General features: G+C 74.0%; 12 protein-coding genes. 6 read left to right on the forward strand and 6 right to left on the reverse strand.

The window, feature by feature from the left end; genetic code table 11:
- Positions 1–36: 36 nt before the first annotated feature.
- Both Q0967_RS06615 and Q0967_RS06620 read right to left on the reverse strand, forming a co-directional pair.
- Entirely contained in the window at positions 37–774 is a 738-nt protein-coding gene (locus Q0967_RS06615; protein ID WP_298748397.1) for a cytochrome c biogenesis CcdA family protein, read from the reverse strand.
- Complete coding sequence (locus Q0967_RS06620; protein WP_298748395.1) at positions 775–1,308, reverse strand: thioredoxin family protein; 534 nt, start codon at positions 1,306–1,308, stop codon at positions 775–777.
- Between the two features lie 53 nt (positions 1,309–1,361).
- On the opposite strand from Q0967_RS06620, the gene Q0967_RS06625 reads away from it, so the two are divergent.
- From Q0967_RS06625 to Q0967_RS06635, 3 genes are read left to right on the forward strand one after another with little or no spacing between them, the layout of a single operon-like run.
- Positions 1,362–2,378, forward strand: coding sequence for a threo-3-hydroxy-L-aspartate ammonia-lyase (locus Q0967_RS06625; RefSeq protein ID WP_298748393.1), 1,017 nt, complete (start codon positions 1,362–1,364; stop codon positions 2,376–2,378).
- Between the two features lie 34 nt (positions 2,379–2,412).
- The gene (locus tag Q0967_RS06630) at positions 2,413–3,522 is read left to right on the forward strand and encodes an ATP-binding protein (protein WP_298748391.1); all 1,110 of its coding nucleotides are present in this window, start codon (positions 2,413–2,415) and stop codon (positions 3,520–3,522) included.
- Complete coding sequence (locus tag Q0967_RS06635; RefSeq protein WP_298748389.1) at positions 3,519–4,760, forward strand: MFS transporter; 1,242 nt, start codon at positions 3,519–3,521, stop codon at positions 4,758–4,760. The genes Q0967_RS06630 and Q0967_RS06635 overlap by 4 nt, the downstream gene beginning before the upstream one ends.
- Here the strand turns inward: Q0967_RS06635 and Q0967_RS06640 are convergent.
- On the reverse strand, positions 4,672–5,295 hold the full coding sequence (locus Q0967_RS06640) for a GNAT family N-acetyltransferase (protein WP_298748387.1): 624 nt from the start codon (positions 5,293–5,295) through the stop codon (positions 4,672–4,674). The two genes, Q0967_RS06635 and Q0967_RS06640, sit on opposite strands and share 89 nt — an antisense overlap.
- A gap of 306 nt (positions 5,296–5,601) precedes the next feature.
- Between Q0967_RS06640 and Q0967_RS06645 the strand changes: the two genes are divergently transcribed.
- Positions 5,602–5,910, forward strand: a complete 309-nt coding sequence (locus tag Q0967_RS06645) for a ribonuclease E inhibitor RraB (RefSeq protein ID WP_298748385.1) — start codon at positions 5,602–5,604, stop codon at positions 5,908–5,910.
- A gap of 88 nt (positions 5,911–5,998) precedes the next feature.
- The gene (locus Q0967_RS06650) at positions 5,999–7,504 is read left to right on the forward strand and encodes a CYTH and CHAD domain-containing protein (RefSeq protein ID WP_298748383.1); all 1,506 of its coding nucleotides are present in this window, start codon (positions 5,999–6,001) and stop codon (positions 7,502–7,504) included.
- Between the two features lie 54 nt (positions 7,505–7,558).
- On the opposite strand, the gene Q0967_RS06655 is transcribed toward Q0967_RS06650, so the two are convergent.
- Positions 7,559–8,077 carry an O-acetyl-ADP-ribose deacetylase gene (locus tag Q0967_RS06655; RefSeq protein ID WP_298748381.1) on the reverse strand — a complete coding sequence of 173 codons (519 nt, stop codon included), beginning with the start codon at positions 8,075–8,077 and terminating at the stop codon, positions 7,559–7,561.
- A gap of 79 nt (positions 8,078–8,156) precedes the next feature.
- On the opposite strand from Q0967_RS06655, the gene Q0967_RS06660 reads away from it, so the two are divergent.
- Positions 8,157–8,978, forward strand: a complete 822-nt coding sequence (locus Q0967_RS06660; RefSeq protein ID WP_298748379.1) for a ZIP family metal transporter — start codon at positions 8,157–8,159, stop codon at positions 8,976–8,978.
- 12 nt (positions 8,979–8,990) lie between these two features.
- On the opposite strand, the gene Q0967_RS06665 is transcribed toward Q0967_RS06660, so the two are convergent.
- Positions 8,991–10,427, reverse strand: a complete 1,437-nt coding sequence (locus Q0967_RS06665) for a hypothetical protein (RefSeq protein WP_298748377.1) — start codon at positions 10,425–10,427, stop codon at positions 8,991–8,993.
- An 11-nt stretch (positions 10,428–10,438) separates the two neighbouring features.
- Complete coding sequence (locus Q0967_RS06670; protein WP_298748375.1) at positions 10,439–10,783, reverse strand: hypothetical protein; 345 nt, start codon at positions 10,781–10,783, stop codon at positions 10,439–10,441.
- Between the last annotated feature and the right edge of the window lie 218 nt (positions 10,784–11,001).

Consider the following 11,001-nt stretch of genomic DNA (forward strand, 5'->3'; position numbering starts at 1 on the left):
CGGCCGGGCGCCCACGCTAGCGCCGCCGCGCCCCTCTCACCGCTCGGGGATGAAGCCGGAGTCCAGCTCCCACGGCGCGACCGGGGAGTGCTCCAGGATCCAGGCCTGGAGCTCGCGGTCCCAGCCCAGGCCCACGGCGATCCCGACCGCGACGAAGACCAGACCGAGACCCCGCTGCAGCCACCCGCGGGGGTCGGCCGCCCAACCCAGCCGGCGGACCAGGCCCTGCCCCGCCAGCGCGACGGCCAGCAGGGTGGTGCTCAGGCCGAGGCAGTAGGCGGCCAGCAGGGTCAGCCCGTAGCCGAGCTCGGCGGGCAGCACGGTCACGACCACGTAGGCGTACAGCGGGCTGCACGAGGAGAAGACCGGCCCCAGCGCGGCGCCGGTGAGCGCCTGCCCGAGAAACCCCTGGCGCTGCTGCGCCCCGTGCAGGCCGGCGTGGCTGCGGGCGGCCAGGCCGAGCCGGGCGCTGGCCTGCTCCCACAGCCTCGGGGCGAGCATCACCGCGCCCAGGGCGAGCAGGATGCCGCCGGACAACCAGCGCCAGACGCCCGGCGGCACCCCGATGAGCGCCGTCGTGCCCTTGAGGACCAGGGTGAAGGCGGCCACCGACAGACCCAACGACCCGGCCACGACCACCGCGCGCCGGGCCTGCGCCGCGCGGGAACCGTCCCCGACGAGGGAACCGCCGACGATGACCGGCAGCAGCGGCAGCACGCAGGGCGCGAGCGTCGTGAGGACGCCCGCGACGAGCGCGCCGAGCAGCGCGAGCACTCAGGAGCCCTGGGTCCGGGCGAGGATCTCCTCGCCCGTGGTGGCGCCCGTCCAGGTGGCGATCTCCTCGCCGTCCGCGTCGACCTGGACGAAGGTGTGCTGCTGGGTGACGCCGTAGGTCTGCCGCAGGTCCGTCCGCTCGTCGAAGTCCACCTTGACCACGGTGAGGCCCTCGGGCAGGCCGACGGTGGTGAGGCTCTCGTCGGTGGCGCGGCAGTCGGGGCACCAGTCGGCGTGGAAGAACAGCACGACCGGGCCGCCGTCGTAGGCGGCGGGGTCCGCGGCATACGTGTCGTGCTCGACGTAGCCGCTCATCCCGGCCATGGCGCTGGTCTCCTCCTCGTCCATGTCGTCCTCGGTCATCTCCTCGACCTCGGTCGTCATGTCGTCCTCGCCGGTCATGTCCTCGCTGGTCATGTCCTCGGCGCTCGCGGCCGGCGTGGCGGGCTGCTCGGTGTCGTCGGTGGTGCCGCACGAGGCCACCACGAGGGCGGTGGCGAGGGCGGCGAGCAGGGTGGCTGGGGTCCGTGTCATACCGCCAGCGTGGCCCCGCCGAGGGGGCGGTGGTGTTGCCGAATCCTTACCGCATGACGCACGCTGCGGGTATGCCGCTCACCACCCCTCCGACCTACGCCGACGTGGAGGCCGCCTCGGTCACGCTGGCGGGCGCGGCCCACCGGACGCCGGTGCTCACCTCGGGCCGGCTGGACGCGCAGGTCGGCGCCCGGCTGCTGCTCAAGGCCGAGCACCTGCAGCGGGTCGGGGCGTTCAAGTTCCGGGGCGCCTTCACCGCGCTCTCGGCCTTCGACGCGGGGCAGCGGGAGGCCGGTGTCGTGGCCTACTCCTCGGGCAACCACGCGCAGGCGGTCGCGCTCGCGGCCCGTGAGCTGGGCATCCCCGCGACCATCGTCATGCCCCACGACGCGCCCCGGCTCAAGGTCGAGGCCACCCTGGGCTACGGCGCCCGGGTGGTGCGCTACGACCGCTACACGCAGGACCGGGAGCAGATCGGGCGGGAGATCGCGCAGGAGCGCGGCGCCACCGTCGTCCCGCCCTACGACCACCCGCACGTCATCGCCGGGCAGGGCACGGCGGTCAAGGAGCTGGTCGAGGACGCCGGCCCGCTCGACGTCCTGGTCACGCCGCTGGGCGGGGGTGGGCTGCTGGCCGGGTCCGTCCTCGCCGTGCGTGCCCTCTGCCCGCAGGCCCGGGTGTACGGCGTGGAGCCGGCCGCGGGGGACGACGCCCGACGCTCCCTGGAGCAGGGGCGGATCGTGCACATCGACACCCCGGTGACGATCGCGGACGGGGCGCAGACCCAGCACCTCGGCGAGCTGACCTTCCCCATCCTGCGCACCGGGGTCGACGCGGTGGTGACCGCGACCGACGAGGAGCTCGTCGCGGCGATGGCGCTGGTCGCCGGCACGCTCAAGCAGGTGGTCGAGCCCACAGGGGTCCTGGGCCTCGCGGCGGTGCTGAGCGGGGCCGTGCCGGTGCGGGAGGGTGAGCGCGTGGGCGTGGTGCTCACCGGTGGCAACGTCGACCCGGAGCGGTACGGGCAGCTGCTGGGGTACAACAGGTCAAACGCCGAGGCCGTGGTATAACAGGTAAAACACCAGCAGGGAGGGAGGTGCGCCGATGAGTGCGCGCGGGGGAAACCCCTTCCGGCCGAGCTTCGGCACCAGCCCCCGGGTGGTCGCGGGCCGGGCCGACCTGCTCGACGAGTTCGACATCGCTCTCGACGAGGGCCCGGGATCGCCCATGCGCTCGATCCTGCTCAGCGGGGCGCGCGGCATGGGCAAGACCGTCCTGCTCAACGAGCTGGAGGAACGGGCGCGGGTCCGCGGCTGGCACGTGCTGCGGCTCCCCGAGGGCCCGGGGCTGATGAGCGAGCTGGAGCGGACCGTGCTGCCCGCCCGCCTCACCGAGCACGACCCCGCCTCGCAGCGGCGGCGCATCACCGGCGGCAGCATCAGCGCGGTCGGGTCGGTCTCCACCGACACCTCGGAGGCCTACCCCACGACCCCCAGCGTCGCGACCATGCTGCAGCGGCTGACCGAGATCGCCCGGTCGCACGGCACCGGGGTCCTGCTGACCCTGGACGAGGTCCAGGCAGCCCCCATCGAGGACGTCGCCCGGCTGGCGTCGGCCTACCAGCACCTGCTGCGGGACGAGAGCGAGATCGCCTTCGTCGGGGCCGGTCTGCCTACGGGGATCGCGGCCCTCCTGGCCCAGCAGGGCTCGACCTTCCTGCGCCGGGCCGAGCGCGTCGACCTGGCCCCGCTGCGGCGCGAGGAGGTCCTCGACGCGGCGGTCCGGACGGTCCGGGAGGCCGGACGGGTCATCAGCGCCGAGGCCGGCGAACGGCTGGCCGACGTCGTGCACGGCTACCCCTACCTGCTGCAGCTCGTGGGCTACCAGGCCTGGCGTGCTGCCGGGGACGACGAGGTCATCACCCTCGCGGACGTGAAGGCCACGCTGCCGGTCGTCGTGGACCGGATGAGCCGGCTGGTGCACACCCCGGCCCTGCGGCAGGTGCCGCAGGGACAGCTCGACTACCTGCGGGCCATGGCCCAGGACGACGGGCCGTCGTCGACGGGGGAGGTGGCCGCCCGGCTGGGGGTGAGCAAGCAGCACGGCAACGTCGTGCGCGCCCGGCTCATCGACCGCGAGCTCATCGCGCCGGCCGGCCACGGCCTCGTCGACATGGCGCTGCCCTACCTGCGCGAGCACCTGAGGCGCGGGTGAGCGCCGTCACCGAGCGGGTCCGCATACCGTCCGAGATCTGGATCCTCGTCGGTGCGTCCTTCGTCATCGCGGTCGGGTTCGGCCTGGTGTCACCGGTGCTGCCGGGGTTCGCGCGCTCCTTCGACGTCGGCGCCACCGCGGCGACGGTCGTGGTCTCGGCCTTCGCGTTCTGCCGGCTGGTCTTCGCGCCGGTGGGCGGCCGGCTGGTGCAGCGCCTGGGCGAGCGTCCGGTCTATCTCACCGGCCTGCTCATCGTGGCCGTCTCCTCCTTCGCGACGGCGTACGCGCAGACCTACTGGCAGCTCCTCGTCTTCCGCGGCCTCGGCGGGGTCGGCTCGACGATGTTCACGATCTCGGCGATCGCCCTGGTGGTGCGGCTGGCGCCGCCGACGATCCGGGGGCGGGTCAGCTCGCTGTGGGGGAGCTCGTTCATCATCGGGTCGATGCTCGGCCCCGTCATCGGTGGTCTCATCGCCGGGTGGGGGATGCGGTTGCCCTTCGTCGTGTATGCCGTCGCGCTCGTCGTCGCGGCCCTGGTCGTGGGTCTGGGGCTGGGCGGGGCGAGGCTCCGGCCGCCGCCGGGGGAGGAGGACCGGCCGGTCCTCACGGTGCGGGAGGCGCTGGGCGACCGGGCCTACCGGGCGGCGCTGGCGTGCGGCGTGGCCAACGGGTGGGCCAACCTCGGGGTGCGGATGGCGGTGATCCCGCTGCTGGCGGCGGCCGTGCTGGACGAACCGTGGGTGGCCGGCGCGACGCTCACCGCCGCGGCGCTGGGCACCGCGATCACGCTGCAGGTCACCGGCCGCCTGGCCGACCGGGTGGGTCGACGCCCGCTGGTCATCGCTGGGATGGTCACCTCTGGACTGTCGCTGGGGGTGCTCGGGCTGAGCCTGCTCCCTGGTCTGGCCGTCGTCGCCTCGCTCGCGGTGCTGCTGGGGCTCAGCTTCGTCTCCGGGGTGGGGGCGGGCTTCGTCAACCCGGCGCAGCAGGCGGCCGTCGCCGACATCGTGGGGCAGGAGCGCAAGGGCGGCACGGTGCTGTCCACCTACCAGATGGCCACCGACGTCGGCGTCATCGTCGGACCGGTGCTCATCGGGGCCGTGGTCGACCTCGTCGGCTTCGGTGCCGCCCTGGCCGTGACCGGGATCGTCAGCGTGCTGGGCGCGGCGGTGTGGTTCCGGGCGCCGGAGACCCTCGGTCGCGACGCCGGCGCCAGTCCTGCGCCAGCATCCCCATGACGTGGCAGTCGACCCAGCGGTCGGCATACCGCAGCGCCTCCCGCTTCGTCCCCTCGAGCACGAAGCCGACCTTCTCGTAGACCCGGCGGGCGCGCGGGTTGAACGCGTAAACCTCGAGCTCGACCCGGTGCAGCCCCAGGACGTCGAAGGCGTGCCCGACCGCGAGACGTGTCGCCTCGGTGCCGAGACCGCGGTCGCGTGCGCCCCCCAGCCAGATGCGGAAGCCGATGGAGGCGTTGTCGGGGTCGTGGTCGAGCAGCACCGCCTCCCCGGCCACCTGCCCCGTGCCGAGGTCGACCACCGCCCAGACCACCCGGTCGGTGTCGTCGGCCCAGCGGGCGTAGACCTCCTGCAGCTGCTCGACGGTCCACGGGTCGCCCGTGGTCTCGGCGTCGTCGTGGACGGAGCCGGTGAGCCGGCCCACCTCCGGGTCACGCATCAGCGCGTGCAGCCGCACGACGTCCGGGGCGGTGACGGGTCGGAGCTCGACCAGGTCTCCGGTCAGCGTGGGGGTGTCGGTGGGCAACGCGGGCACCGGGCCGATGCTACTGAGCCGCGTCGTGGGCGCCAGTCATTTTCCGGCACCTCCCGACAGATGCACCGGCCGAGACGTCACACTGAGTCGGATGCTGAATCAGTGGCGGGCTGATTCTGGCCGTGGATCACTGGCGCGGTGACTCGAGTGGTGCATCATCGGCGGGTTGATTCGGGTGGTGGGTCAGTGGCGGGCTGATTCGGGGGGTGGATCAGTGTGACGTCTGCGGACAGGGTGGGGTCGGAAGTCGTCGACACCCTGGAACGCTTGCGGCCGGGGCCGTCGATCACCTCATACGCTGCAGGCGTGACCACCGCACAGCCCCCTCGCCCCGGCAGTGAGCACCTCGTCGCCATGCCGGACCGCGCGGAGGCCGAGGCCGTCGCCGAGGATCTGGACGAGGAGGGCTTCCGCCAGGTGCGAGTCGTGCCCGAGGGCGAGAGCCGACGGGGGCAGGGAGAGTCCGCGTGGGTCGTGCACGTCCGCGACACCCGGTTGCCGGACGCGGCCGGGGGCGGGGCCTACGAGGCGTTGCGGGAGCGGTTCACCGACCTGGCCCGCGAGCACGACGGGTGGTACGACGAGCCGGGCGACCCCCGGCCCGCCACGCGCTGACCGCCGGACCCACCTAGGGTCGTGGGTGCACCGACCCGGTTCGCGGGACCGGGTCGGAAGCGCATGGACCACGGAGAGCGAGGCGGGTATGCAGCAGGTCGAGGCCGAGCTGAAGTTCGCGATCGGTGCGGACGACCCGCTGCCCGTGCTGGACGAGTTCGTCGAGGTGGGGCCGGTGCGCGAGCAGCACCTGCGCGCCGTCTACCTCGACACCCAGGCCCTGCACCTCGCGCGCCACCGCCTCACGCTGCGCCGGCGCGAGGGAGGTGGGGACGCCGGGTGGCACCTCAAGTCGCCGCGCCCCGACGGCACCCGGCTGGAGGTGCACGCCCCGCTCGAGGACGGCCCGGGCCGGCTACGGGTGCCGCAGACGTTGCGTGAGCAGGTCCTGGCAACCCTCGGGCACGCCCTGCCGGAGGGTCCGGACGGGACCCTGCTGCCCGTGGCCGTGCTGGTCACGCACCGCCTCGAGCTCGACCTGCTCGACCCGGCCCGCCCGGAGGTGGTGCTCGCCCAGCTGTGCGACGACCGGGTGACCGCCCTGCCGGCGGGGGAGACCTGGCGTGAGCTGGAGGTCGAGCTCGTCGACGGTGACGAAGCCTTCCTCGGGCATGTGGCCGACATCTTCGAGCGCCAGGGCCTCCTCCTGGCCGACGACCCCTCCAAGCTGTCCCGTGCCCTGGGCGACCGGCCGGAGCGGGCCCGGCGCGGTGAGGGGCCGGCCGCCGGCGGCCCGGCTGCCGACGTCGTGCTGGCCTACCTCGCGGCGCAGGTCGCGGTGATCGTGGCCCGGGAGGAGGACGTGCGCACCGACGTGCCGGACGCGGTCCACAAGACGCGGGTCGCCACCCGGCGGTTGCGCAGCGCTCTGCGCACGTTCCGACGACTCCTCGACCGTGACGTCGTCGACCCCCTGCGGGAGGAGATCCGGTGGTTCGCGACCGCTCTGGAGGCCCCTCGTGACGCCGAGGTGATGCGCGACCACCTCCTCGCTTCCGTCGACGACCTGCCGCACGACGAGCGGGTCGGCCCCGTGCGCGAGCGGGTGAGCACGGACCTGGGGCAGCGCCACGCGGCGGCGCACCAGGCCCTCGTCCAGGTGCTGGACTCCGACCGGTACCGCGAGCTGGTGGAACAGCTCATGGACCTGCTGGCTGCCCCGCCCTGGCGGGGCCGTGCCCACCAGCGTGCCGACCAGGTGCTGCCGGCCCTCGTGCTCGGTGCTGTCGACCGGGCGCGGACGCAGGCCCGGGCCGCGGAGCGGGCCGAGGGTCGCCAGCAGCTGCACCAGCTGCACGAGGCCCGCAAGAAGGCCAAGGCGGTGCGCTACGCCTGCGAGGCGCTCGCCCCCGCGCTGGGCGAGGAGGCGGCCGAGGCCGCCGAGGTGTGGGAGCAGGTCACCGAGACGCTGGGCTCCGTCCAGGACGCCGCCCTGGCGGCCGAGTGGCTGCGGGGGGTCGCTGCGGCAGCGCAGGAGGCGGGGGAGCCGGGCTACACCTACGGGGTGCTCGCCGCGCAGGCGGTCACGCGCGCCCAGGCGGTCCAGGACGGCGAGGAGGCGCTCGCCCGGGCCCTGGAGCACGGCTGGCCCTGACGGTGTCGGCAGGTCGCGACCGGGATGGTCGCGTCCCGGCCGCGAGGTCGTCCGTCAGTCCTCGAGCGCGCGCTCGAAGTGCAGCAGCACCTCCTGGCCGAAGAGCACGAAGCGCGTCTCGTCCACCGACGGCACGCCCGGGGCGGTGTCCCGCACGGCCCGCACCGCCACCCGGGCCACCTCGGCCGGGTCCCAGCCGTAGACGCCGGCGCTGATCGCCGGGAAGGCGACCGACCGCGCTCCCACCTCGTGCGCCACCTCCAGGCTGCGCCGGAAGCAGGACGCGAGCAGGGCGGGGTCGGTCTGGCCGCGGTGCCGGTTCGGCCCGACCGTGTGGATGACCCACCGCGCGGGCAGCCGCCCGGCCCCCGTCGCCACCGCCTCCCCGACCGGGAGCCCGTCGTGCCAGCGCGCGGCCCGGACCCTGCGGCACTCCTCGAGCAGCTGCGGCCCGGCGGCAGCGTGCAGTGCGCCGTCCACACCACCGCCTCCCAGCAGCGTCGAGTTGGCGGCGTTGACCACGGCGTCCACGCTCGTGGTCGTGAGGTCGCCCTGCTCGGCAGTGATGCGCATGGTCCCCATGGTGCCCCGTCCTCCCGTGGTCTGCGACCGGCCGGGAGGTACCGTCAGGCGGCCGACCACGATGTCGGCCGTGACGCCGTCCCGGTCCGACGCACGACCCGCAAGGAGGTATGCCGTGCTGCTCGCTCTCGGCGTCACCCTGCTCGCCGGGCTGGCCACCAGCGTCGGCGGGGTGATCGGCACGCGGTCGAGGATGGTCCGGCCGGGGGCGATGGCGGTGGCCCTGGCGTTCGCCGCCGGCCTGATGATGACGATCTCGCTCGTCGAGATCGCCCCCGCCGCCCTCGACAGCATGACCAGGGCGCTCGGTCGGGGCACCGCGGTCCTCGCCGTGCTGGGCGCGATGACCCTCGGGGCCGGGGTCGTCCTCGCCCTCCGCCGGCTCCTCCCGCACCGCCCGGCGCCGGGCGTGCCCGACGTCCGGGGCCTGGACCCGACCCTGCTGCGCAGCGGTGTCCTCATCGCCGTGGTGGTCACGCTGCACAACCTGCCGGAAGGGCTGGCGACCTTCCTGTCGACCGTCGAGGACCCTGCCGGCGGGATGGTCCTGGCGCTCGCGATCGCCATCCACAACGTGCCCGAGGGCCTGGCGGTGGCCGCGCCGATCTACGTGGCGACCCGCAACCGGACGCAGGCGATGCTCTGGGCGACGCTCAGCGGGCTCGCCGAGCCCGCCGGTGGGCTGCTCGGCTACCTCGCCCTGCGGGCCCTGCTGCCGCCCGCCTGGCTCGACCTGTCCCTCGCCCTGGTCGCGGGGATGATGATCGCGGTCAGCCTGCTCGAGCTCGTCCCGGGGGCCCGCCGGTATGCCGTGGGCCACCGCGAGGTCCTGGTCGGCCTCTTCCTCGGGGCCGTCGTCATGGTCGTCTCGCTGGCGCTGCTGCGGCGGTGAGAGCCCGGCCGCTCAGCGGGCCGGTGCGCCCTGCCACCCGCCGACCCGCTGCCGCCGCACGTCGGCCTCGTCCAGGACGTCCAGCCCGGGGCCGGAGGGGTCCCCCTGGTCGGCGTGGTTCCGGAACCGGATGAGGTCCTTGATGTCCTTGGCGGTGAGGGTGACGCCCCCCGCATACCCTGCCTGGTTGACGTGCCGGATCCACTTGGCGATCGTCGACCCGGCGCCCGCGCCGGGGATGGCGGCGGCAGAGGAGAAGCCGGCGTTGACGTACTTCCCCTCGCCGACGTAGAGCGCGACGTTGAGCCCGTCGGCCCACTCACCGACCCCCGGGACGAGTCCGACGATGTCCAGCCCGAGGTGGGTGAAGAAGGACAGCGGGTTGAAGCCGTCCATCGGCTTGAGCCGGTCGAGGTTCTCCAGGTGCTGGTCGATGCTGCCCGGGTCCAGGGCGGAGAGCTCGACGAGGGCGGCGCCCAGGCTGGCCCCGCGACCCTGCATCCACCCCCGCTCCAGGGTGAGGTGACGCAGGTTCGCCGGGATGTCCACGTCGTCGTCGTCGTCGCCGTCGCCGTCCTGGACCCGGATCGGGACGTCCTCGCCGCCGAGCAGGAACGCCCGCAGGGCCTCGGGGTTGCGGCTCATCGCCTCCAGGACCCACGGCATCGGGTCGACCACGTCCGCCCCCTGCGGGTCGCGGAACATCGGCAGCCAGTCGTAGGTGCCCGTCCCGGTCCGCACCTTCTCCGCCGCCCACGCCTCGGGGTCCTCCTGCTCGATGTGGATGACGTCCTCGCCGAGGCCGACCAGCCAGTCGGCCGACCAGTCGCCGCGGCTGGCGAGCAGCGCGAACGCGCGGGCGTAGGTCACGTCCCCCGCGCCGGGGAAGTCGAACTCGTGGCTGAGGACGCCCAGGGACCCGGCATACAGCTGCAGGAAGCGCTCCGAGGCGGGGGAGTCGTCCAGGGCCTCGAGGTAGTCGAGGTCGATGCTGGGCCCGAGGTCCATGGTCGCGTAGCCGTCGCCCTCGCGGTAGCCGTCGAGGACGAGCAGGGCGAAGGTCGCGTCCCCGCCGTAGTGCTCCAGGAGGTCGATGAGCTCCTGCGGTGGCGGCATGCTGTCGGTGTCCATGAGGTCGCGCGCCCGGTCGGCGAACTGCTTGGCCTCCTCGTACGACAGGTCGGGCACGGCCTGGTGGTCGTAGGAGACCGTGCGCTGGATGCCGGGCGCGCTCGCCGCGAGCCACTCCGCGTAGAAGAGCTGGTTGCGCAGGACCAGGTGCTGGCGCGTCGCCCTGTCCCCGATCTCGTCGACACCCGTGAGGTCGCGCGCGGACAGGCCGAGACCGGTGAGCGCCTGCCGGACGCGCGACTCCGCCTGGCCGAGCTCGTCCTCGACGCCCCTCAGGTCGCGGACCAGGTCCCGCATCGCCTCGATGTCGACCGACACCCTCGCTACGACTAGCCCCGGCTCCCGACGGGGGGCAGCGTCAGCGGCCACCCCGGGACCGTGCCGAAGGTCTCGCAGCGGCGCACCTGCTCGGGCTCGGCCGCGAGCTCGTCGAGGAGCTGCTCGCGCGCCTGCTCGGCCGCCCTGCCCAACCGCCGGGCGCGGGCCGACAGCCCGTCGCCGAACCGGTCCGCGAGCGTACCCGTCCAGGCCCCCGCCGACATCGCCCGCTCGGCCGGGTCGAAGGCCGTCCGCAGGGCCTCGAGGTCGGGGGCGAGGTTGGTCAGCGTCGCCCGGATCTGCTCCCGCCGCGGGTTGGGCACCATCTCATGGGTGCCGGTGCCGTCGTCGCACATCGTGTGTATCCCCTCCAGGTGATCGACAGCCGCCCTGCCACGGCTGGACCTGAGAGGAGTGTAGAGCCTGGGTCGCCCGACCGCACGACCATGGCGACGAGCGTGCACCAAGGTTGAGCGGAATGCGCTCAACTTTGTCGACGTTGACCAGATCAGACATTCTTCGAACGACACGACACGGCCGTCGAGCACGCCGCTCCCGGTCGGGGAGGACAAGG

This window comes from uncultured Serinicoccus sp. (assembly GCF_947500995.1).
Classification (GTDB): Bacteria; Actinomycetota; Actinomycetes; order Actinomycetales; family Dermatophilaceae; genus Ornithinicoccus.

Bases quoted from the DNA above. Each gene is read 5' to 3' on its own strand.
- Q0967_RS06620 (WP_298748395.1), bottom strand. From the start codon at position 1,308: ATGACACGGACCCCAGCCACCCTGCTCGCCGCCCTCGCCACCGCCCTC.
- Q0967_RS06625 (WP_298748393.1), top strand. From the start codon at position 1,362: ATGACGCACGCTGCGGGTATGCCGCTCACCACCCCTCCGACCTACGCC.
- Q0967_RS06630 (WP_298748391.1), top strand. From the start codon at position 2,413: ATGAGTGCGCGCGGGGGAAACCCCTTCCGGCCGAGCTTCGGCACCAGC.
- Q0967_RS06650 (WP_298748383.1), top strand. From the start codon at position 5,999: ATGCAGCAGGTCGAGGCCGAGCTGAAGTTCGCGATCGGTGCGGACGAC.
- Q0967_RS06655 (WP_298748381.1), bottom strand. From the start codon at position 8,077: ATGCGCATCACTGCCGAGCAGGGCGACCTCACGACCACGAGCGTGGAC.
- Q0967_RS06670 (WP_298748375.1), bottom strand. From the start codon at position 10,783: ATGTGCGACGACGGCACCGGCACCCATGAGATGGTGCCCAACCCGCGG.